We start from the raw sequence: 21,321 nt of genomic DNA, 5'->3' as shown, positions 1-21,321 counted from the left end.
CAAAATAGTCGTTAAGGATGTACTTATCCGATATCGGATATTTAAATAGTTATTGCCTAATAATCTTTTTAACAATCACTAACTTTAAAGTTGAAATAAATGTACTTTTTTCAAGTTCACTTATGTTATTAAACAATCTCTTGAGTATAAAACAATGTATTGTGCTTTAACTAATTTAACTTTAGTTTTGCAATTAATCCTACCATAAATAAAGGATGATATTAATCAGATTACAATTGTAAAAAATGTGTGCAACTTGTTATTAATCTGTTACTCATCCTTGCTAAGTAGTTGAATAACAACACCATGTCAATTTTCCACACTGAGAGTAAGATCATTATCACCTGTAACAAAAGGCTGTCGCCTTATTTGCAGCAAGAGGTTGAAGCGTTAGGCTTTAAACCAACACGCGTTTGGCAAACCGGCGTTGAGCTGGTTGGTACCGTAACAGATACCATTGCGCTAAACCTTAACCTGCGTTGCGCGAGCCAGGTTTTATACCTGTTGAAAAGCTTTACCGCTGCCGACCCAAAACAACTGTACGACGAGCTTGTGCAGATTGAATGGGAAGAATACATAGATTTTTCAGGATTCTTTTCGGTAACCTCTAACGTTAATAACGAGCACATTCTTACCCCGTTGTTTGCCAATGTAAAGGTAAAAGATGCCATTGTTGACAGGATAAAAGATAAAAAAGGCATCCGCCCAAACTCCGGTGCCGATAATAATAAAACCGTTGTAAGCCTTTACTGGCAGGACGACAAGGCCGATATTTACCTGGATACGTCGGGCGAAACTTTGGCAAAACACAGCTACCGTAAAATACCGGGCAAAGCCCCGATGCTGGAAGCTTTGGCTACATCAACCATTATGGCAACCAATTGGGATAGGAACAGCACGTTCATTAATCCCATGTGTGGATCGGGCACTTTGGCTATCGAGGCGGCTTTATTGGCTACTGATAAGCATCCCGGCCTATTCCGCATGAACTATGGTTTTATGCACCTGATGGGTTATGATGAGCAGGAGTTTTTTGTAGAGCGCCGTAAATTAAAAGATAAAGCCAAAAAGGCGGTCGACTTTAAGATAATCGCCACCGATATATCTGAGGATGCCATAGATATCGCCCGTAAGAACGCAAATACCGCCGGTGTAGAACATTTAATAGAATTTTACGTTTGTGATTTTGAGGATACTGAAGTACCTGAAGGTGGCGGTGTTATTATGTTTAACCCCGAGTATGGCGAACGTTTAGGGGTACACAGCAAACTGGAAATAACGTATAAACGCATGGGCGATTTCTTAAAAAAGAAAGCCCTTGGCTACCGCGGTTACGTTTTCACCGGCAACCCCGATCTTGCTAAAAAGATAGGTTTAAAGGCTGCACGCCGTATAGAATTTTATAATGGAAAATTAGACTGCCGCTTATTTGAATATGAGCTTTACGAAGGCAGCAAACGCGAACCAAAAGAAACAGAATGAAAAAACTGATCATATTAGCACTTGTATTAACATCTTTTTACGCTCACGCGCAAGAAGACCTGGCCTTCCCTTTCCAGGGCGGCGCCCCTATCATGAACAAATTTTTTAAGGATAGCCTAATAGTTGGCCCGGAGATAATTGCAAAGAAGGCAGCCGGCGTAGCAGTTATAAAATTTACTGCGGATGTAAATGGCAATATTCAAAAGATGGTTATTTATTATGCTGATGATTACCTGCTAACCCTGCCGGTAATTGCGGCGTTAAAAAAATCTACCAAAAAGTGGATCATCCCAAACAAGGAGAAATTTCACGATTTTATTATCCCGTTTTCTATTAACTTTAATAATCCGGCAACTGCAGTCGCCGATATTCAAAAAGCCGCTTTCGATTTTTATAAGAACCGCCACCCTATTGTAGCTAACGACCAAATACCGCTTAACTCGGCTACGTTACTGCCTACAGTTGTGGTAAAGTACGATATAAAGTAGTTTATACTACCTTAAAACGACAAGAAAAGCGGCTTATGGCCGCTTTTCTTGTTAACCTTAAGTTGTGTTATCTACACTTCTCCCGCCTGTCGGCAAAAAAATTTCGTTAAAATTATTTTTTTTAAATCCGTTGCCACACCAATTTCGTTTATAAAGATGATATCCTAATTAAACACAATGAGTAAAATGCTGAACTTTAAGGTAAAAGCAGTTGCGACAAACATTCGCAACAAACGCGAAGAGTTGAACTACACACAAGAATATTTAGCGGCAAAATTAAACATCTCTCAAAACGCTTACAGTAAAATAGAGCTGGGTTATACCAAGATCACAGTTGAGCGCCTATTTCAGGTAGCTGAGATATTAGATACCGACCTGATGGAACTGATAAGTACGCCGGAAGCAGAAGCCGCCTGAATCGCCAAAAAACACTAAAACTAATTTAGTATCCTGTTATATTTGCACACCCAATCTGCAGATATGAACCACCCCGCCATTATTCAAAAAACAATAAACTTCGTTCAGGATACCTTAAAAGATGCCGAAGGCGGGCACGATTGGTGGCACATACAACGTGTTTATACCAACGCTAAACACATTGCCCGGACAGAATATTGCGACCTCCTTTCTGTTGAACTTGCCGCGCTGCTACATGATATTGCCGACAGCAAATTCCACAATGGAGATGAAGAGATCGGCCCCGCAACTGCCGGTAAATTCTTAAACAGTATTGATGTTGATGCCGCTATTGTTGAGCATGTGCAACAGATTATCAGGCACATGTCGTTCAAGGCAAGCTTTAATAAAACCACTTTCCACTCAAAAGAACTTGCCGTTGTACAAGATGCCGACAGGCTGGATGCCATAGGTGCCATTGGTATTGCCCGCGCTTTTACTTACGGCGGTTTTAAGGACAGGGAGATCTACAACCCCAATATCAAACCAAACCTTAACATGAGTAAGGAGGAATACAAAAACACAAAAGCCCCTACCATTAACCACTTTTACGAAAAATTACTTTTACTAAAAGATAAAATGAACACCGAAACGGGCAAACAAATGGCCCTGCAGCGCCATAATTTTATGGAAAGCTTTTTGGAGCAATTTTATAGCGAAGTACAATAAACCAAAACACCATTTAACGCTTCATCAGCATGAAAAAACCTTTACTTTTTTTAACCATACTTTTAATTGCAGCAAAATTTTCTGCCGCGCAGGATACCACCAAAAACCAACGCTTTAACTTGCATTTTCAGCAAACGGTTATTATGCAGTACAAACCGCAGTTTTCGGCATCCTATACAGGCCAAAATAGTTTAAGCCCGTTTGGCGAAACGCAAATATCATTAACCAGTACCCTTTTTGGCGGCGCGCGTTTATGGAAAGGTGCAGAGGCTTATTTAAATCCTGAATTAAGTGGCGGATCCGGCCTGAGCAAAACGCTGGGTATTGCAGGTTTCCCAAATGGAGAAACTTTTAGGGTTGGCGCGGCTGAACCTAAGATTTACCTGGCCCGCCTTTACCTAAGCCAGTATTTTAACTTTGGCGATGAGAAGGAATACATAGAAGATGACGTAAACCAACTGGCAGGCATGCGCAGTAAGCGTTACCTGAAAATCACTGCCGGTAAATTTGGCATGGCAGATTTTTTTGACGGTAACGAGTTTAGCCACGATGCCCGTTCGCAATTCATGAACTGGAGTTTAATGGATAACGCCGCCTGGGATTATCCTGCAAACACCCGTGGCTATGTAATTGGCGCCGTTGCAGACCTGGGCCAGCCCAACTGGAACTTGCGCTTCGGTTTCACCATGACTACTACCACCGCCAACGGAGCGACCTGGGATGAGCATTTGAGCCACGCCAATACGCAAACTTTAGAATACGAAAGGCGCTATACCTTAAACGGGCATAAAGGCACGTTAAGGTTATTAGGCTTCCGTAATAACGGGATGATGGGCATTTACCGCGATGCCATTAACCAAAACCCTGCCGCACCGGATGTTGACGCTACACAGGCATACGGCCGCCACAAATACGGTTTCGCTGTTAATGCCGATCAGTACCTGAGCGATGATTTCGGCGTGTTTGCAAAAGCCAGCTACAACGATGGCAAAACCGAAACATGGGCCTTTACCGAAATTGACCGCTCGATAAGCCTTGGCGCTGTGCTAAAAGGCAACAGGTGGAGCCGTAAGGATGATGAGTTGGGGCTGGCCTTTGTAGGTAACGGGATCTCTGAAGATCACAAGAATTATCTGGCAGCAGGCGGTTACGGCTTTATAATTGGCGATGGGCAGTTGAACTATTCGCCCGAGTTGATTGCCGAACTTTATTATAAAATAAATGCCTATCAGCATAAATTATGGATCTCTCCCGATTACCAGTTTATTGCCAACCCGGCTTATAATAAAGATCGCGGACCGGTAAACGTGCTATCTGTAAGGGCGCATGTGGAATTTTAACATCTGCAAAAAGTAAAAATTCAACATTATTAAACCCGGGCGGTTTAAAACCGTCATATTGCGACATGAAAAACATTACAGCCGTTATAGCATTCTTTGTCATAAGTACAGGTTCTTTTGCACAAAACAACATCACTAAAGCCAAGATCTCTTTCGAGTTAAAGAACCTGGGGATTAAAACCGGTGGTATAATTGGCGGCGTGCAGGGCAACATCGCTTTCGACCCTACTAAGTTAGCGACCAGCAAAATTGAAGCTATTGCCGATGTTAACACCATTAACACAGACAATGATATGCGCGATGAGCACCTTAAACGCGACAATTACTTTGACGTAGCCAAATATCCAAAAATGAGTCTGTCATCTGTATCGTTTAAGACAGCAAGCGGCAGCAATTTTACAGGTTTGTTCAACCTCACTATTAAGGGCGTTACAAAAGCGGTTGAGGTACCATTTACTTATGCCACATCATCTACCGGCAACTTGTTTAAAGGCAGCTTTAAAATAAATCGTAAAGATTTTAAGATCGGCGGCAACAGCATGACCATGAGCGACGATGTTACCATTAATTTTGAGGCCGAAGCTCCAAAATAATAACGATATAATAACATTGCAAAGCGCGGTTTTGTAGTAACTTTATACTATGAAATTGCGCGTTCTCATTTTAATTAACGCTGCCGCCGTTGCCATCACCTTATCGGCAGTAAACTACTACTTTCAGCATAAATGGTACGATGTTATGGTAACCTTCCTGGTTACTTTTATCACCAGCTACATTGTTTTTTACTACCTGATAGAAAAATATATCTACTCAAAAATCAAGCTGATCTACAAGCTGATCCATAACCTTAAACTTGGCCGCGACCTGCGCGATGCCCTTGGCGAACACGTGAGCGCCGACCCTATAAATGATGTTGAGCAGGAAGTAAAAGAGTGGGCCAGGCTAAAAAAGAGCGAAATAGACGACCTTAAAAAGCAGGAAAAATTCCGCAGGGATTTCCTTTCAAATATCTCCCACGAGTTTAAAACACCGCTTTTTGCCATACAGGGTTATATTGAGGCATTGCAGGACGACGAACTGGAAGATAAAGAGTTAGCTAAACAATTCCTGGCCAAGGCATCAAAAAATGTTGACAGGTTAAGCTACCTCATCAATGATCTGGATGAGATCTCGAAGCTGGAATCGGGTGAGATTCCTATCAATTACAGCAAATTCAAAATTAACGACCTGATCAAAGAAGTATTCGAATCGTTGGAACTGAAGAGCAAGCAGCACAATATTAAATTAACGTTTAAACAAAAATACGACGACGGCATATTTGTGAATGCCGACCGCGAAAAAATACGCCAGGTTTTAGTTAACCTGATAGATAATTCTTTTAAATATGGTAAAGAAGGTGGCAACACAGCGGTAAGTACTTTTACCTTGCACGAGCAGGTATTGGTAGAGGTTACCGATGATGGTATAGGCATTGAAGAAAAGTTCTTACCACGCTTATTTGAACGGTTTTACCGTACAGACACCAGTCGTTCCAGGCAAATTGGAGGCTCGGGACTGGGCCTTGCCATTGTTAAACACATTATGGAAGCGCACCAGCAAACCATTAATGTACGCAGTACCGAGGGCATGGGGTCTACATTTGGCTTCACACTTCAAATTGCCAAACAGATCCTGCCTTTCCCGAATATACCAGTGTTAAAAAGTTAACATTAACTTAACATTGCAACCGTACCTTTATCAAAATTTTACGAAACAAGATGTCACTTAACAGTATATTCCAGTATTTTGTACCAAAGGATAAAAAAACATTCTTCCCGCTTTTTGAGCAAGCTGCAAGCAATGTTGTAAGCATGGCAACCATTTTGGTTGAAGCCGTTAACTCGGTTAACCCTGCAACCCGCGAAGAACTTTTCAGGCAGATAGACAAGCTTGAGAATAAAGGCGACGAACTTACTCACCAGATATATCTTGAACTTGGTAAAAACTTTATCACCCCGTTTGATCGTGAGGACATCCACTCTTTAGCAACCGCTATTGATGACATTGCCGATTATATCCATGGCGCTGCCAACCGCATGCTGCTTTACAAAATAGACGATTTTAACGAGCACATCCGCAAGTTATCTGAACTGATCCTGCAAGCAGGCACCGATCTTGAAAAAGCAGTGCGCGAGCTTAAAGACTTACGTAACGTACGTGCTATTGCAGATTCATGTATCCGTATAAACAGCGTTGAAAACCAGGCCGATTACGTATTTGACCGTGCCGTTGCCGATCTTTTCCTTTACGAAACAGATGCTATACGCCTTATTAAATACAAAGAGATCTTAGCCGCGCTTGAAACCGCTACAGATATGTGCGAAGACGCTGCTAACGTAATGGAATCTATACTAATTAAAAACGCCTAAGCTAATTTTATATCATTTTAAATGGTTACTACCCTACTTGTTGCTGTAATTGCCCTGGCGCTTATTTTTGATTACACCAATGGTTTTCATGACGCGGCCAACTCTATAGCTACCGTAGTATCTACTAAGGTGCTAACGCCTTTCCAGGCCGTGTTGCTTGCTGCGATATTTAACTTTGCCGCTTACTTTTTTATTAAAGACCACAAAGTGGCCAACACGGTTGCCAAAACGGTGAACGAAAACTTTATTACCCTGCACGTGGTGCTTGCCGGCCTTATCGCCGCAATCACCTGGAACCTTACCACCTGGTGGTTTGGCATCCCATCCAGCTCATCGCATACGCTTATTGGCGGTTTTGCAGGCGCGGGTATTACCAATGCGCTGTTTATGGGCAAGCATGCCTTTGACGCTATCAACTCACACTATATTTTAACCATTGTGGCCTACATTGTACTGGCCCCGTTTATTGGTTTATTCATCGCATACTTTATTACCATCCTGATACTCCATATCTGTAAAAAGGCTAAGCCTGTTGTTGCAGAGCGTTGGTTTAAGAGGCTTCAATTAGTATCGGCAGCGGCATTAAGCTTTGCACATGGTACTAATGACGCGCAAAAGGTAATGGGTATTTTATATGTGAGTTTGGTTGCTGCCAAAGTTATTGGCAGTGGCGCGCCAATGCCCGAATGGATCCCGCTGGCTTGTTACACGGCTATATCGTTAGGCACCATGTCTGGCGGTTGGAAGATCGTTAAAACAATGGGCTCTAAAATAACCAAGATAACGCCTTTAGAGGGTGTAGCTGCAGAAACTGCAGGTGCGGTAACCTTGTTCATTACGGAGCATTTTGCTATCCCCGTATCTACAACACACACCATTACCGGTTCAATCATTGGGGTGGGTTTAACAAAGCGTGTTTCGGCTGTGCGCTGGGGCGTTACCGTAAATTTGGTTTGGGCATGGATAATCACCATCCCTATTTCGGCGCTTATTGCCGGCCTTATGTTCATGTTGGTTAGGCATATATAATTGCTGCATTACTGGCAGTAAATTTGCTTACCTTTTCGCATGAAAAAAACGCTTATCCTTATTCCGCTCCTGTTCACTTTATTTTGTAGTTGCGATACGCTTAACCAGGTTGCACAAACCACAGTAAGCCAGCTTGGCAACCCAACTAATCTCGAAATTAACAACGGCCTTAAACAAGCCCTGGAAATAGGCACCGGCAAAAGTTCGGACCAGCTATCTGCCGCTAATGGTTTTTTTGGTAACGCTGCCATAAAAATACTTTTCCCGCCCGAGGCACAAAAGGTGGAGAAAACCCTGCGCAGTATTGGGCTGGGCAAATTAGCAGATAACGTTATCCTATCCCTTAACCGAGCCGCAGAAGATGCCGCCGGCAAAGCAAAGCCAATATTTGTTAACGCCATAAAGCAAATGACCCTAACTGATGTAACAAATATCCTTTTAGGAAACAAGGATGCCGCTACGCAATATTTTAAACGTACTACCACCATGGCACTTGCCGCCGGCTTTAAACCGGTTATTGAAACCAGCTTAAACAAAGTAGGCGCTACAAAATATTATACTGATGCGGCAAATGCTTACAACAAAGTACCGTTTGTAAGCAAAGTGAATCCGGACATCAGCGATTACGTTACCCAACGCGCTATTGAAGGCCTGTTTGTAAAAATTGCACAGGAAGAACTAAACATCCGCCAAAACCTTGGTGCACGTACTACACCATTACTCCAAAAGGTGTTTGGTTACTACGATAAAAATAAAAAGTAATAGAATATCTTGATAGAGAAACCGGCGATAGGTTTAACACCTGTCGCCGGTTTTGTTTCCATTTATTAACGCGTCATTACAGAATAGTGCTTAAGAGATTGCTTCCCACATCGTAATAACAGGATTTTTCTGAATGGACTTTCTACCTATGAAACAACACCTTAACCTGCACATCCTCGGCTTTGCCGGATGCATTACCTATCCAGGCAGGACCGTTTTGAATCAGGCTGATAGCTTTTGCATCAGCGGTTGTGCTTAGGCTTTTGGTTACCGTGATGGCAGTAACTGTACCATTAGGATTTATGGTGGCTTTTAATTCTACTGCGCCTTCTTTCCCATCCAGATTAACGGCACGTTGCTGCAAGTATTTTTTATAGTTATCCCAACCGGCTAAAGGGTGGGCATTTGATATGCTCTTTGCTCTTTTATCAGCGATGGCTACCTCCCTCAAAATCGGGGAAGTTATAGCATCGCTTTCATTACTTTTAAAAGTTTTAGTACCGATTGCATTCTCCACACTCCCGGTAGCTGCATCCTTTTTAGCACTCGGCATGGTGTACCCATAAGCGTTGCCTTCTGTTGCAGAGGCGGGTTTGGCGGAAGCCCTTCCGGCCGCATCCGGCAAAGGCAACGCGTCTTTTTTATCTATAACCGCGCCCGCCATTAAATTTGGCGGCAGCCCGGCGCTTGCCAGTGCCGATGGATTATTATCTGTGGCTTTGCCTGGTCGCGTGGTCATGCTTGCCCCTTCGGCCTTACTCTTAAGTACGGTTGGTGCTGTAGCAGTTTTATTGGTAGCGATAAATCCGCCGCCCAAAAGTGTGTCTTGTTTTTTACCGGCAACAATATCCGAGCCTACCATTTCTTCTAACGGGCTTATAGTTGGCACTTCCTTTAATATATCTTGTTGTACCGGGGCGGTCCCATTCATAGTAACCGTGGTTTTGGCATTCTTATCTGCGAAAACTTTTTTATTAATGTTTGGCGATATATTATTGGATGCTATAGTTTGTTTTTTCGGAGAGGTTATCACCTGCTCTGCCTGCTTATCTATAATAACAGGCGCTGTATCTGTAGGGATAGCTTTTGCCGGTTGGTTCATGGCTATCTGTGGTATCTGCTTATCGCTACTGTCATTGTTGTAAAGCAGCCCTATCACCACGGCAAAACCTATTACACTGGCAGCAATTGCTGTAACCATCCAAGGTGTCATGCGCATCACTTTCGTTGCTGTACGGGCTTCTAATCGTTGCTGTAAGCCCGTAATATTATTACGTTGATCTGCCTTTATCGCGCCATACCCTTCCAGCGCATCCATCAAAAAAGGATCGTCCTGCGCGCGGCGTTCCAGTTTATGCATGGCGCGGGCATCAAGCTCCCCGTTAAGGTACTTCTGTATTTGCTGTATGTCGGCCTGTTTATTCTCCACTGTTCTTTTCAAGGCAAATTTTAAGATTGCGCTTTCCATTTTGTATGTAGCTTTTTACCTCGTTCATGGTAAATCCCGTTTCATCGGCTACTTCTTTATAACACTTCTCGTCAAGGTAAAATAACTTAACGCTTTGCTGTTGTGCCGGCGTTAATTTACCCAAACATCGCTCCAAAGCCTGCATGGCCTCTTCGCGGTTATCTGTATCAGGATGCAAAACCGGGGTAAATTCCATAAACTCATCTAAAGCTACGGTCTCTGATTTTTTACCGCTTCGTAATTGCATTAGGCAATAGTTGCGACTAAGCACATATAACCATGCCCTAAACTGCTTAATTTCATGCTGATGCACCTTTTGTGCCAGCTCTTCAAAAATAGCCATTACAACATCCTGCGCCTGTTCTTCATCTTTTAAATATTTTAAACCAACACCATAAACCAGCGGCATGTAACGCTCATACAGTCGGCCCAAAACTTTTAAGTCGCGGCTGTCCCGGTAGCTTTGCAATAGCTTATCGTCTGCGGTATCTTCTGGTTTAACTGGTCGGTTAAAAAATTTCATTCAAGAGGGGTGCAAAATAATTTTTTTTACCCGTTTATGGAAATCTTAAATATCCTGCATCCTACCCATAAAACATAACAGATATGAAAAAGCTATTATTACTGATGATGCTGTTTGCCGCCTTTACCGGGTTTAAAAGCGCCACAGCCAACCGTATTATTACCGGCACAGTTACCGCTGCCGGCGACAAACTGCCCTTGCCCGGCGTAAGTATAACAGTGAAAGGGACCAGCATCGGTACTCAAACTAATACGGCGGGGCAGTATTCACTAAGCGTACCCGAGGGTAAGGCGACTTTGTCATTTGCGTTCACAGGGTTTCAAAAACAGGAAATCGCCGTTGGCAGTAAAAGCCATGTAGATGTAGTACTAAAGGAATCCTCAAACTCGCTTAACGAAGTTGTAGTAGTAGGCTATGGCGTTCAAAAAAGAACCGATGTGGTAGGTAGCGTCACAACTGTTAGAAGGCGGGACATTTTTAAAAATATACCCCACGGTTACACAACAACGCAATACAAAAACCAGCCGGTGCAAGGCCGCACAAAAAGCGTGTCGGCTGCATTGCAAGGAAGAGTCTACGGCTTGCAGGTTAATGCAGCAGATAAAAAATCTTACAACTACAACGCTCCAAGTCCAGTCGAAAAGGACGAAAGCTATAAAGGAACAATTGAGAATGCCTTTACCAATGCTTCATCAACCCCGCTGTCTACTTTTTCTGTTGATGTGGATGCCGCATCGTACAGTAACATTAGGCGTTTTATCAATAACGGACAACTGCCTCCATCCGATGCGGTACGCGTTGAAGAAATGATAAACTATTTTAACTACAATATGGCGGGCCCTACAGATGGTGGCCCGGTTGCTATCCATACCGAAATTTCATCGGCACCGTGGAACACCAAACACCGCTTGTTGCGCATCGGCTTAAAGGCCAAAACCATAGCCAACAATAATTTACCTGCATCTAATCTGGTTTTCCTGATAGATGTTTCCGGGTCGATGAACAGCGAGAACAAACTGCCGTTGGTACAATCGTCATTAAAAATGCTGGCAGACCAATTGCGCCCGCAAGATAAAGTTGCTTTGGTAGTTTACGCAGGTGCGGCAGGTGTGGTACTGCCATCAACCAGCGGCGATAAAAAAGAAACCATTAAAAATGCCATTGATAATTTAAGCGCGGGCGGCTCTACAGCGGGTGGCGCGGGTATTAAGCTGGCCTATAAAATAGCTGCCGAAAACCTGATGAAGAAAGGTAACAACCGCATCATCTTAGCTACCGATGGCGATTTTAACGTTGGTGCATCAAGCGATGATGATATGGAAAAACTGATCGAAAAAGAACGCGAAAGCGGTATCTTTCTTTCTGTATTAGGTTACGGGATGGGTAATTATAAAGACAGCAAAATGGAAACCCTTGCAGATAAAGGCAATGGCAACTATGCCTATATCGATAACATTACCGAGGCACGCAAAACCCTGGTGAGCGAGTTTGGCGGCACGTTATTTACTGTTGCTAAGGATGTGAAGTTGCAGATAGAGTTTAACCCTGCCAAAGTACAAGCCTATCGCTTATTGGGTTACGAGAACCGCCTGTTAAACAAAGAGGATTTTAACGACGATAAAAAAGACGCGGGCGATATGGGAAGCGGCCACACCGTTACCGCGTTTTACGAAATTGTGCCTGCCGGGATAAAAGACGATTACATGGTAAGTGTAGACCCATTAAAATACCAAAAGGTAAAAGAAAGTAAAGTTGACCTGAACCCATCGGCAGAGATGATGACTATTAAGTTCCGTTACAAAGAACCGGTATCATCGGTAAGTAAATTGAGCAAGGCCGTAGTTTACGATAAGCCGATTGAATTTGCCGCCACTACTGCCGATTTCAAATTTGCATCTGCCGTGGCTGAGGTTGGCATGTTGCTTCGCGAATCTAAATTTAAACAAAAAGCAAGCTTTGATCACGCTATTGCCACAGCCCGCGCCGGCAAAGGCGACGACCACGAAGGTTACCGCGCCGAGTTTATCCGCCTCGCAGAAAGCGCAAAACTGCTGAGTAAGTCATCTGCTTTGGCTAAAGTTGAGGAGGAATAGGTAAGTATGCCAGTCTGAACTTGTCGAACTATTAATCCTTCGACAAGTTCAGACTGACAAAACTAATCAGGCTAATTACTTTGCAGGATCTTGCCCAAATGTTTTGCTCAGTATGTCATACAATTCCGGGTGCTTGGTTTGGAATTGCTCCGGTTTCTCAAAAAAGTATTCGGATACCACCGCGAAAAATTCCGCCTCATTGGTGGTGGCATAAACGTCGATATCTGAACGCCCCTCCTCTATCTTATGAATCTCCTGGTGCATCATCCGTACCCAGGGCTCCACATATTCGTGTAGCATGAAACCTTCGGGGATGCCATCCGTAGCGCCGTCAGATTTATCCAATAAATGCACAAACTCGTGGATGCCGGTATTCTCCTTCCCGTTGTTTTCAGAAAAACCCTTTATAAGTGCGCTGCGCGATAATATCATTTGCCCGTTCATGTAACCGCTGCCCACCATACCCATGATGTTTCGGCCCTCGCTCCCGTTACCTTCAAACTGAAACTCCTTATCGAAGGTGTCCGGATACAAAAGCACGTTAGTAAGGTTACGGTACGTCCAATCTTTAAAAGCAAAAATGGGGATCACCGCGCTGGATGCTATCATAATGCGGTCGGTATCTGTTATCTCTAAGCCTACACCTTCGATGCGTATGGCATCAAGAAACTGCTCTATCCTGTCTTCAAAGTACAGCTTATCCGTGTCTGATAGTTTGTTGTAATAATCGATATGCTGCGTTAACAATTGCTTCTGCGCGTCGGTCAGAATGGTTTGGGTGAGTTTACCGTTTCGTTTGCGCCCTTGAAATAGCGAGTAACAGATAACAACGACGATAATGATGGAGAAATAAATCATGGTGGTATGTGAGGAGGCAAGTTAACAAAAAAGAATATGTCAATTGCGAGCGATAGCATGGCAATCTTTTCGCTTACAGTCGAACGCGACGGGATTGCCACGTGGCTACGCTTCTTGCAATGACATATTTTATAAAATAATCCTAAAACAAAAAGCGATGGGTAAACCCATCGCTTTTAAAATCATTCGGACTTCCGGACTACGGACTTTCCGACTATATCATCATCCTTACCGGTTCTTCCAGTAATGATTTTAAGGTTTGCAGGAATGCGGCAGCTGTTGCGCCATCCACCACGCGGTGATCGGCACTTAGCGTAACCTTCATTACGTTGCCCGGTACTACCGCGCCATTTTTAACAACAGGCACTTGTGCTATACCGCTAACGGCTAAAATACAAGCGTTTGGTGTGTTAATAATTGCGGTAAACTCGTCAACACCAAACATACCAAGGTTTGATATGGTGAAAGTTGACCCTTCCATCTCGGCAGGTTGTAATTTTTTAGATTTTGCTTTACCGGCATACTCTTTAACCTCTTGCGAGATATAGCTTAACGATTTACCATCGGCAAATTTAATAACCGGTACCAATAGGCCTTCGTCTACCGCTACTGCTACACCAATGTGTACATGCTCGTTAGTACGGATAGTATCACCCAGGAACGATGAGTTGATGGCAGGGTGTTGTTTTAGGGCAACCGCGCAAGCTTTTAATACAAAATCGTTAAAGGAGATCTTAACCGGGGCAACCTCGTTCATTTTGTTACGGGCAGCAATTGCCTGGTCCATATCTATCGACATGGTAACATAGAAGTGAGGGGCAGTGAACAAGCTTTCAGACAATCTGCGGCTAATAGCTTTACGCATTTGCGTAACATTTCTTTCCGTAAATTTCTCTTCGCCTGTGTAAGTTGGCAATACAACCGGTGCTTTTGCGGCAGATGCAGCGGTTTCCTGTGGTTTAGCGGTCTCTGCAGGTTTTGCAGATGGTGTAAAGCCTTCAATATCTTTCTTGATGATGCGGCCGTTTTCTGCGCTGCCTTTAACATCATTTAAATTAATGCCTTTGTCTTTAGCAATTTTACGCGCCAAAGGTGATGCTTTAACACGGCTGTCATCCTCGGTAGAACCGGTTGACGTAGCAGTTGGGGCAGCTTCAGACTGTGCAGCCGGCGCTTTCTCTTCGGTAGCTTCTTCAGCAGGTGCTGCTTCAACGGTACCATCGCCCCCATCAGCGTTATCTAATAATGGTTGTATGTCGGTACCCTCTTTACCAACAATAGCAATAATGCCGTTAACCTGTGCGGCTTCGCCTTCTTTAACACCAATGTATAATAAGGTACCGGCTTCGTAACCCACAACTTCCATGGTAGCTTTGTCGGTTGCCACATCAGCTAATGAATCATCCGCTTTTACTTTATCACCAACTTTAAAGTTCCATTTTTCAATGGTACCCTCAGTCATGGTATCGCTTAGCAAAGGCATACGTATTACCGTAGCCGGGATGCTTGAGGTATCAACCTTTGGTTTTGCAGATGCAGATTTCTCGGCAGTTGCAGCAACCGGTTTTTTATCTTCGGCTACCGCTGGTTTTTCCTCGGCCGCCGGTTTTTCTTCTTTTTTCTCTTCAGTTTTTGCAGGAGCAGAACCGCCGCCATCTAATAACGCTTTGTAATCTTCACCCTCATTACCTAAAACGGCAATAATAGTGTCAACCGGCACAGCGTTACCTTCTTCAACACCTACATAAAGTAAAGTGCCGTCCTGGTACGATTCAAAATCCATAGTGGCTTTATCGGTTTCTATCTCGGCCAATACATCGCCCGATTTTACCTTATCGCCAACTTTTTTATGCCATTTCGCCAATACTCCTTCGGTCATGGTATCGCTCATTTTGGGCATTTTAACTACTTCAGCCATATACTGTGATGAATATTGTTAATTTTTAAATATAAAATATTAGTCGCGGATGTACGGGTAGTCCTGTTGTACATAAACATCAGTGTAAAGTTCTGATGCTTCCGGATAAGGAGAATCTTCAGAGAACTGAACTGCCTCATCTACTTGTGCTTTAATTTTCGCGTCTATTTCTTCGAACCATTTGTCATCAGCATAGCCATTTTTTTGAATAGCTAATTTTACTGTTTCAATAGGGTCTTTTGATTTATAGCTTTCCAACTCCTCTTTAGTACGGTATTTCTGCGGATCGCTCATCGAGTGGCCCTTGAAACGGTAAGTACGCATTTCCAAAAAGGTTGGGCCTTCGCCGCGGCGTGCACGTTGTACAGCCTCGTCCATGGCGTTGTGCACCGCAACCGGGTCCATACCATCAACCGGTGATGACGGGATGCCGTAAGGCAAGCCTAATTTGTAAATATCTGTTTGTATAGTAGTACGCTCTACAGATGTACCCATTGCATAACCATTGTTCTCACAAACAAAAATTACAGGTAGTTTCCATAGCGCGGCCATGTTAAAGGTTTCGGTTAATGCACCCTGGCGCACGGCACCATCACCCATATAGGTAATGTTTACGTTATCGGTACCCTTAAATTTTTCGGCAAAGGCTACACCTGCACCCATTGGTACCTGGCCGCCTACAATACCATGTCCGCCATAGAAATGGTTTTCCTTGTCGAACATGTGCATCGAGCCGCCTTTACCTTTAGAGCATCCTGTTGCTTTACCATACATCTCGGCCATAATAGCGTTAGGGTGTGTACCTTTAGCTAAAGCGTGTGCGTGGTCACGGTAAGCAGTTATTAAACTGTCTTCGTGGCGTATAACAGACATAGCGCCTGCTAACACAGCTTCCTGCCCAATATAAAGGTGGCAAAATCCGCGTATTTTTTGCTGACCGTATAACTGACCGGTTTTTTCTTCAAACTTACGCATCAGGAGCATAGACTCATACCACATCAGGTAGGTGTCTTTAGTTATTTCGATTGAACTCATTTATTAAATAAAGTTTCTATGTAGAAGTGCAAATCTAATTATATCCTGCAAATAACCGAAACTGCAACGAATTTGTTAGCATCATTTGATTAAATTTTTGCCGGGCCGTTATAATGCACGCATAGTAATTTTGAAAAATGCGAAATAACATTTGGATATGGTGTAAAATGTACGCTTTGTAAGAAGGCGAAAAGTTGCTTTATCGCAATTATCTTCTTGTAAAAAATCTTTGTTTCAACGTTAAATGCAAGTCGGTTTTGGGTCGAAAAACGGTAATTAGAAGCCTATTTAATTCTTGCTTAATGTTATTGCTTAACGGCTAATTCAAAATTATAGAGGCAACTTTTAATTACGTAAGCCATACAACACTAATTGAAAATTAATTTCACCGGGTGAAATTTCAGCCGACGAATTTTACTTTATCGACATTATTATTAACAACGGTTAAAAATATTATCTGAATCGTTATGAAAAAAAATCTCCTATTTAATTTGGTAGTTTAAAAATATTGGATAGTTTTGTATTCAACAATAGACACAGCGTCCAATTTAATATACATTTGCTGCCCTAATTCAGCAATTAAAGAGATTAAATGAAGAAAATTATAATTGCTATTGCACTATTTATGAGCGTTTTAGCCGCTCAGGCTCAAACAAAAACTGTTCCAACTCCAGTTGCAGAAAATGCAGAACAAGAGAGTTTAGCAAAAGATTACCTTTCTCAAATTATGGGTGTTGCTGTTTCGGCTACCTCAAACATGAAACTCTTTAACTTTGTGTACAATTGGATAGGTACTCCATACCGTTTTGGTGGTTCATCAAAAAAAGGTATCGATTGCTCAGCATTTACAAAACAACTATACAGCGATGTATTTAACTTACCAATCCGTCGTAGCTCACGCGATATTTTTAGTATGGTTAGCCCGGTTGGTAAAGATGATCTTAAAGAAGGTGACCTTGTTTTCTTCAAAATACATAGCCGCAGCATTTCGCACATCGGCATTTACCTTGGTAACAATAGGTTTGCACATGCATCATCGCGTGGTGTAGCCATCAGCAATTTAGATGAAGCGTACTATAGCCGTTATTTTTATAAAGGCGGCCGTTTATTAGAATCATTTAAAAGTGAACTATCGCCATCGTCTACCGATGACAAGCCAGCTAACTAAGCAAACCTAAATTAAATATCCCTGATCCTTTCATTAATCATGAGAGGATTTTTTTTGCCTGATCATGAAAGCCCGGTTCATCCTTTTTATAGTTGCCGCGATATTTTTATCCGCCTGCCATCAGCCTGAAACTAAAATGCATCCGGATAAATTGGAAGCAGATACTCCAATTATTTCTACAGATACAATTGCCCTGTTGCCCGCTGATACAACTATAACTATTGCGGCGGCTGGCGATATCATGCTGGGGTCATCCTATCCGGACAGCACTTTTTTACCACCCGATAGCGCAAAGGCAAGTTTTAAATATGCTTTAAAGCATCTGCAAAAAGCCGATATTACTTTTGGCAACCTGGAGGGTGTGTTGTTAGATACCGGAGCGCCGGTTGGTTACAAATTAAGGTTTCAGCATAAAGGATATTTATTTAGAATGCCCGTTAAGTTTGGCGGTGTTTTTAAAGAAGCCGGCTTTAATGTACTTAGCGTGGGCAACAACCACTCAAATGATTTTGACCGCGCCGGCCGCCGCAGTACTATTAAAACTTTAGATAGCTTGGGCATCCACACCGCGGGCTTTAAAAGCCATCCGTCAAAATCGTTCACGAAGAATGGCGTAAAATATGGATTTTGCGCTTTCTCACCCAACGGGCAAACGGTTTCGCTATTGCAGATAGCCAATGCAAAAGCCATCATCAGCGATCTGAAAGCCAAAAACGATATTGTAATTGTATCCTTTCACGGCGGTGGCGAAGGTACGGAATATGAGCACGTGCCGGATTCGGCCGAGATCTTTAAAGGTGAGAATCGCGGAAACCTGCGCCTGTTTACCCACGCCGCTATTGATGCAGGGGCTGATGTAATATTGGGCAACGGCCCGCATGTTGCACGCGCGATGGAATTATATAAAAACCGGTTTATAGCCTACAGCCTCGGTAATTTTGTGACTTACAAAGGGGTGAGTGTAAGTGGCGTATGCGGCCTTGCACCATTGCTCAAGATCCGCATTAATAAAAAGGGTGAGTTTTTGAACGGGCAGATCATATCCTACAGGCAAAACCACCACATGGGTTTGTTGCCAGATACGCTTAACCGCGCGGCACTGCGCATAAAAGATTTAACCGAGGCCGATTTTATCCGGCCCGGGTTAAGTATTTCTGCTACCGGCGCAATAGCACCGGCAGTAAGTAATTAGGCTTCGTCTTTTGTGTTGCGAACAAGGCTAATACCCGTAAAGAAAAATATAACAGAGATCAATCCAATCACTATTAATGTAGTTGCGGCACCTGTGTGCTGAATGATTTGTACGCCTGTATAAATAAGACCGATAATACCTAATACAGTAAGTATTGCTCCGAATGTACGTTTTAAATTCATGATGAACAGTTAGTTGAGGTTAAACAATCTACTCATTAACCACAATTCCCCCAGTTTGTTTGCATACACCCGCTGGTTGTGTTATATCGATAAATATCATAAATGTGTAAGTTTTTAAAAATCCAAGTATCATTTGCCAACCAATTACGTTAATATGCTTGTAAGTGCCTCGCATTTACATTGTGATAAGGTTTAGGTTGAAAGTCCCCGGGCAGCAAGTGCCCGGGGCTTTTATTTTTTATAGCCTTTAGCAATCCCATCCTTTTTCTACATCTTCGTTTTTTAACTTTATATAATGAGTGATTTAAAAGCAAAGCTGCACGCGTTGTGCGTTGCTTATATACAAACCCGCATGCAGGCTGCCGAACTTGCAATTGCTGAAGCGCAGCAGGCACAAAACGATGATACTAAAAGCAGCGCGGGTGATAAATACGAAACCGGACGCGAAATGGCCCAGCAGGAAACCAACCGCAACCTCGCGCAACTTAATGAGGCAAATAAGTTAATGGTGGCCCTAAACCAGATCCCCGTTAACAACCCATCCGTAAAAACAGAGAATGGTAGCGTTATATTCACCAATAATGGCAATTTTTACCTGGCTATAAGTGCCGGCGCGTTGGTCTTAGATGGCAAAACCTACATAGCTGTATCGCCGGCATCGCCTATTGGTTTTAAAATGAAAGATAAAAAAGCAGGCGAAGAATTTATTTTAAACGAAAAAACTTACCTAATACAGCGGGTTTTGTAAAATTCAAGGCTAAAATTTAAGTTGAAATAGAAAATAAAAAATATAGTTTATTAAATAATTGTACAATTGATTGATTTCTATTCTATATTTGGTGTAAACAAATAAATGAACGGTGCAAAACTGTTCATTACTAAACTAATTTTTTGATGAACATATTCGTAGGAAGCCTTCCTTACTCATTAGAGGAAGCAGATTTACAAGAGCTTTTCGAAGCTTATGGTGAAGTAACCACCGTTAAAATTATTATTGACAGAGAGTCGGGCAGAAGCAAAGGCTTTGGTTTTGTTGAAATGTCTGATGACGAAGCTGCACAAAAAGCAATTTCAGGCTTAAACGGTTCTGAAGTTAGCGGTCGTTCAATCGCAGTTAGCCAGGCAGAAGACAAAAAACCAGGCGATCGCAGAAGCGGTGGCGGCGGTGGTTTTGGTGGCGGCAACCGCAGTGGCGGTGGCGGTGGTGGCTACTCAAGAGACAGCAACAGAGGTGGTGGTGGCGGCGGCGGTGGCGGCGGCTATTCTAAAGATAGCAGAGGCGGCGGTGGCGGCGGCGGTAGCCGTTGGTAATAACCAGCCTTTAAATTAAAGCAAGGCGCCGCGTTTACCACGGTGCTTTGCTTTAATTAGCATTTGAAACACGCTCTCAAATTTTGTTAGCGTGCTTTTTATTGCCTTTTTTTAAGTGATTTGGTGTTGTTATTTAATAACAACAATATATTGCTATACACTTCATATATAGCCTGTTAAAACTACTTGCATAATATTCTGTTATTAGGCCGGCAAATTCTTTTGCTTGTAAGCAGTGAATTTTAAGGGGCTTTGATACTTTTTATTATTTTTGTAAAAAATCACAAAAATGAGCGAACTCATTAAAAAACAAGTAAATGATGCAAAAGCTTTAATGGATAAAGCGATTGATCATGCAGATAACGAATTAAATAAGATCCGTGCAGGTAAAGCAAACCCATCTATGTTAGATGATATTAGCGTTGATTACTACGGTACACCTACTCCTTTAAGCCAAATTGGTAGCGTAAACACGCCAGATGCGCGTACTATTATAGTACAGCCCTGGGAAAAATCGTTATTACCTGCTATCGAAAAAGCTATTAAAGAAGCTAATTTGGGCATTAACCCGCAAAACGATGGTGTAATTATTCGCATCAACGTACCACCTTTAACAGAAGAGCGCCGTCGCGACCTGGTTAAGAGAGCCAAAGGCGAAGCAGAAACGGGTAAGGTTGCTATCCGCAACATCCGTAAGGATGCCAACGAAAAGATCAAAAAATTAAAGACTGAAGGCGTTTCTGAAGACGAGATAAAAGTTGGCGAAGCCGAGGTTCAAAAATTGACTGATGCCTATATCGTTAAAGTTGACCAGTTAACAGATCTGAAAGAAAAAGATATCATGACGGTTTAACTTTAACCGTTTGTATATATTGAAAAGGGGTGACCAAATGGTTCATCCCTTTTTTGTTGAAATAATTTGCAAGTGTAAAATCAACC

22 protein-coding genes are annotated in these 21,321 nt (G+C 42.7%); 16 read left to right on the top strand and 6 right to left on the bottom strand.

Going from position 1 to position 21,321, the window contains the following annotated elements:
• Positions 1–306 precede the first annotated feature (306 nt).
• The 10 genes from ABIB39_RS04475 (at position 307) to ABIB39_RS04430 (ending at position 8,634) form a co-directional block, all read left to right on the top strand.
• On the top strand, positions 307–1,482 hold the full coding sequence (locus tag ABIB39_RS04475; RefSeq protein WP_354427659.1) for a THUMP domain-containing class I SAM-dependent RNA methyltransferase: 1,176 nt from the start codon (positions 307–309) through the stop codon (positions 1,480–1,482).
• The gene (locus tag ABIB39_RS04470; RefSeq protein WP_354427658.1) at positions 1,479–1,970 is read left to right on the top strand and encodes a hypothetical protein; all 492 of its coding nucleotides are present in this window, start codon (positions 1,479–1,481) and stop codon (positions 1,968–1,970) included. Before ABIB39_RS04475 ends, ABIB39_RS04470 begins: the two co-directional genes overlap by 4 nt.
• 177 nt (positions 1,971–2,147) lie before the next feature.
• Complete coding sequence (locus ABIB39_RS04465; RefSeq protein WP_354427656.1) at positions 2,148–2,387, top strand: helix-turn-helix domain-containing protein; 240 nt, start codon at positions 2,148–2,150, stop codon at positions 2,385–2,387.
• 63 nt (positions 2,388–2,450) lie between these two features.
• Positions 2,451–3,095: an HD domain-containing protein gene (locus ABIB39_RS04460; protein ID WP_354427654.1), complete on the top strand. Its 645-nt coding sequence runs from the start codon at positions 2,451–2,453 to the stop codon at positions 3,093–3,095.
• A 29-nt stretch (positions 3,096–3,124) separates the two neighbouring features.
• A complete protein-coding gene (locus tag ABIB39_RS04455) occupies positions 3,125–4,435 on the top strand; it encodes a carbohydrate porin (RefSeq protein ID WP_354427653.1) in 1,311 nt (436 codons plus the stop codon).
• A gap of 65 nt (positions 4,436–4,500) precedes the next feature.
• The gene (locus tag ABIB39_RS04450) at positions 4,501–5,028 is read left to right on the top strand and encodes a YceI family protein (protein WP_354427651.1); all 528 of its coding nucleotides are present in this window, start codon (positions 4,501–4,503) and stop codon (positions 5,026–5,028) included.
• Between the two features lie 49 nt (positions 5,029–5,077).
• A complete protein-coding gene (locus ABIB39_RS04445; RefSeq protein ID WP_354427649.1) occupies positions 5,078–6,142 on the top strand; it encodes a sensor histidine kinase in 1,065 nt (354 codons plus the stop codon).
• Between the two features lie 50 nt (positions 6,143–6,192).
• Positions 6,193–6,843: a DUF47 domain-containing protein gene (locus tag ABIB39_RS04440; protein WP_354427648.1), complete on the top strand. Its 651-nt coding sequence runs from the start codon at positions 6,193–6,195 to the stop codon at positions 6,841–6,843.
• A gap of 21 nt (positions 6,844–6,864) precedes the next feature.
• On the top strand, positions 6,865–7,872 hold the full coding sequence (locus ABIB39_RS04435) for an inorganic phosphate transporter (protein WP_354427646.1): 1,008 nt from the start codon (positions 6,865–6,867) through the stop codon (positions 7,870–7,872).
• A 39-nt stretch (positions 7,873–7,911) separates the two neighbouring features.
• Positions 7,912–8,634, top strand: coding sequence for a DUF4197 domain-containing protein (locus ABIB39_RS04430; RefSeq protein WP_354427645.1), 723 nt, complete (start codon positions 7,912–7,914; stop codon positions 8,632–8,634).
• A gap of 142 nt (positions 8,635–8,776) precedes the next feature.
• Here ABIB39_RS04430 and ABIB39_RS04425 read toward each other — a convergent pair whose 3' ends face one another.
• Complete coding sequence (locus ABIB39_RS04425) at positions 8,777–10,102, bottom strand: hypothetical protein (protein WP_354427644.1); 1,326 nt, start codon at positions 10,100–10,102, stop codon at positions 8,777–8,779.
• Positions 10,053–10,625 (bottom strand): RNA polymerase sigma factor, encoded by a 573-nt coding sequence (locus tag ABIB39_RS04420; RefSeq protein ID WP_354427642.1) that lies wholly within the window; start codon positions 10,623–10,625, stop codon positions 10,053–10,055. Before ABIB39_RS04420 ends, ABIB39_RS04425 begins: the two co-directional genes overlap by 50 nt.
• Before the next feature lie 83 nt (positions 10,626–10,708).
• Here ABIB39_RS04420 and ABIB39_RS04415 point away from each other — a divergent pair, with 83 nt between their 5' ends.
• On the top strand, positions 10,709–12,718 hold the full coding sequence (locus tag ABIB39_RS04415) for a vWA domain-containing protein (RefSeq protein ID WP_354427640.1): 2,010 nt from the start codon (positions 10,709–10,711) through the stop codon (positions 12,716–12,718).
• 75 nt (positions 12,719–12,793) lie between these two features.
• Here ABIB39_RS04415 and ABIB39_RS04410 read toward each other — a convergent pair whose 3' ends face one another.
• The 3 genes from ABIB39_RS04410 to pdhA form a co-directional block, all read right to left on the bottom strand.
• Positions 12,794–13,576, bottom strand: a complete 783-nt coding sequence (locus ABIB39_RS04410; RefSeq protein WP_354427639.1) for a M90 family metallopeptidase — start codon at positions 13,574–13,576, stop codon at positions 12,794–12,796.
• Positions 13,577–13,790: 214 nt separating this feature from the next.
• Positions 13,791–15,494, bottom strand: coding sequence for a dihydrolipoamide acetyltransferase family protein (locus ABIB39_RS04405; protein WP_354427637.1), 1,704 nt, complete (start codon positions 15,492–15,494; stop codon positions 13,791–13,793).
• Between the two features lie 39 nt (positions 15,495–15,533).
• The gene (gene pdhA, locus ABIB39_RS04400) at positions 15,534–16,529 is read right to left on the bottom strand and encodes a pyruvate dehydrogenase (acetyl-transferring) E1 component subunit alpha (RefSeq protein WP_354427633.1); all 996 of its coding nucleotides are present in this window, start codon (positions 16,527–16,529) and stop codon (positions 15,534–15,536) included.
• Positions 16,530–17,121: 592 nt separating this feature from the next.
• Here pdhA and ABIB39_RS04395 point away from each other — a divergent pair.
• Together ABIB39_RS04395 and ABIB39_RS04390 are read left to right on the top strand one after the other, a co-directional pair.
• Positions 17,122–17,697, top strand: a complete 576-nt coding sequence (locus ABIB39_RS04395) for a C40 family peptidase (protein WP_354427631.1) — start codon at positions 17,122–17,124, stop codon at positions 17,695–17,697.
• Between the two features lie 64 nt (positions 17,698–17,761).
• Entirely contained in the window at positions 17,762–18,889 is a 1,128-nt protein-coding gene (locus tag ABIB39_RS04390) for a CapA family protein (RefSeq protein ID WP_354427629.1), read from the top strand.
• Here the strand turns inward: ABIB39_RS04390 and ABIB39_RS04385 are convergent.
• Positions 18,886–19,071, bottom strand: coding sequence for a hypothetical protein (locus ABIB39_RS04385; RefSeq protein ID WP_354427627.1), 186 nt, complete (start codon positions 19,069–19,071; stop codon positions 18,886–18,888). The two genes, ABIB39_RS04390 and ABIB39_RS04385, sit on opposite strands and share 4 nt — an antisense overlap.
• A 295-nt stretch (positions 19,072–19,366) precedes the next feature.
• Between ABIB39_RS04385 and ABIB39_RS04380 the strand changes: the two genes are divergently transcribed.
• The 3 genes from ABIB39_RS04380 (at position 19,367) to frr (ending at position 21,235) form a co-directional block, all read left to right on the top strand.
• Positions 19,367–19,819 carry a 3-oxoacyl-ACP synthase gene (locus ABIB39_RS04380; RefSeq protein ID WP_354427626.1) on the top strand — a complete coding sequence of 151 codons (453 nt, stop codon included), beginning with the start codon at positions 19,367–19,369 and terminating at the stop codon, positions 19,817–19,819.
• 146 nt (positions 19,820–19,965) lie between these two features.
• Positions 19,966–20,382 carry an RNA-binding regulator gene (gene rbp, locus ABIB39_RS04375; RefSeq protein ID WP_354427624.1) on the top strand — a complete coding sequence of 139 codons (417 nt, stop codon included), beginning with the start codon at positions 19,966–19,968 and terminating at the stop codon, positions 20,380–20,382.
• A gap of 289 nt (positions 20,383–20,671) precedes the next feature.
• Positions 20,672–21,235, top strand: a complete 564-nt coding sequence (frr, locus tag ABIB39_RS04370) for a ribosome recycling factor (RefSeq protein ID WP_354427622.1) — start codon at positions 20,672–20,674, stop codon at positions 21,233–21,235.
• Positions 21,236–21,321: the final 86 nt, after the last annotated feature.

The organism is Mucilaginibacter sp. UYP27 (assembly GCF_040547175.1).
GTDB lineage: Bacteria > Bacteroidota > Bacteroidia > Sphingobacteriales > Sphingobacteriaceae > Mucilaginibacter.
The sequence above is the reverse complement of the archived record's forward strand: the minus strand, read 5'-3'. Positions and strand labels throughout refer to the sequence as shown.

Coding starts and splice junctions, on each gene's coding strand:
- ABIB39_RS04475 (WP_354427659.1), top strand. CDS start 307: ATGTCAATTTTCCACACTGAGAGTAAGATCATTATCACCTGTAACAAA.
- ABIB39_RS04470 (WP_354427658.1), top strand. CDS start 1,479: ATGAAAAAACTGATCATATTAGCACTTGTATTAACATCTTTTTACGCT.
- ABIB39_RS04465 (WP_354427656.1), top strand. CDS start 2,148: ATGAGTAAAATGCTGAACTTTAAGGTAAAAGCAGTTGCGACAAACATT.
- ABIB39_RS04460 (WP_354427654.1), top strand. CDS start 2,451: ATGAACCACCCCGCCATTATTCAAAAAACAATAAACTTCGTTCAGGAT.
- ABIB39_RS04455 (WP_354427653.1), top strand. CDS start 3,125: ATGAAAAAACCTTTACTTTTTTTAACCATACTTTTAATTGCAGCAAAA.
- ABIB39_RS04450 (WP_354427651.1), top strand. CDS start 4,501: ATGAAAAACATTACAGCCGTTATAGCATTCTTTGTCATAAGTACAGGT.
- ABIB39_RS04445 (WP_354427649.1), top strand. CDS start 5,078: ATGAAATTGCGCGTTCTCATTTTAATTAACGCTGCCGCCGTTGCCATC.
- ABIB39_RS04440 (WP_354427648.1), top strand. CDS start 6,193: ATGTCACTTAACAGTATATTCCAGTATTTTGTACCAAAGGATAAAAAA.
- ABIB39_RS04435 (WP_354427646.1), top strand. CDS start 6,865: ATGGTTACTACCCTACTTGTTGCTGTAATTGCCCTGGCGCTTATTTTT.
- ABIB39_RS04430 (WP_354427645.1), top strand. CDS start 7,912: ATGAAAAAAACGCTTATCCTTATTCCGCTCCTGTTCACTTTATTTTGT.
- ABIB39_RS04425 (WP_354427644.1), bottom strand. CDS start 10,102: ATGGAAAGCGCAATCTTAAAATTTGCCTTGAAAAGAACAGTGGAGAAT.
- ABIB39_RS04420 (WP_354427642.1), bottom strand. CDS start 10,625: ATGAAATTTTTTAACCGACCAGTTAAACCAGAAGATACCGCAGACGAT.
- ABIB39_RS04415 (WP_354427640.1), top strand. CDS start 10,709: ATGAAAAAGCTATTATTACTGATGATGCTGTTTGCCGCCTTTACCGGG.
- ABIB39_RS04410 (WP_354427639.1), bottom strand. CDS start 13,576: ATGATTTATTTCTCCATCATTATCGTCGTTGTTATCTGTTACTCGCTA.
- ABIB39_RS04405 (WP_354427637.1), bottom strand. CDS start 15,494: ATGGCTGAAGTAGTTAAAATGCCCAAAATGAGCGATACCATGACCGAA.
- pdhA (WP_354427633.1), bottom strand. CDS start 16,529: ATGAGTTCAATCGAAATAACTAAAGACACCTACCTGATGTGGTATGAG.
- ABIB39_RS04395 (WP_354427631.1), top strand. CDS start 17,122: ATGAAGAAAATTATAATTGCTATTGCACTATTTATGAGCGTTTTAGCC.
- ABIB39_RS04390 (WP_354427629.1), top strand. CDS start 17,762: ATGAAAGCCCGGTTCATCCTTTTTATAGTTGCCGCGATATTTTTATCC.
- ABIB39_RS04385 (WP_354427627.1), bottom strand. CDS start 19,071: ATGAATTTAAAACGTACATTCGGAGCAATACTTACTGTATTAGGTATT.
- ABIB39_RS04380 (WP_354427626.1), top strand. CDS start 19,367: ATGAGTGATTTAAAAGCAAAGCTGCACGCGTTGTGCGTTGCTTATATA.
- rbp (WP_354427624.1), top strand. CDS start 19,966: ATGAACATATTCGTAGGAAGCCTTCCTTACTCATTAGAGGAAGCAGAT.
- frr (WP_354427622.1), top strand. CDS start 20,672: ATGAGCGAACTCATTAAAAAACAAGTAAATGATGCAAAAGCTTTAATG.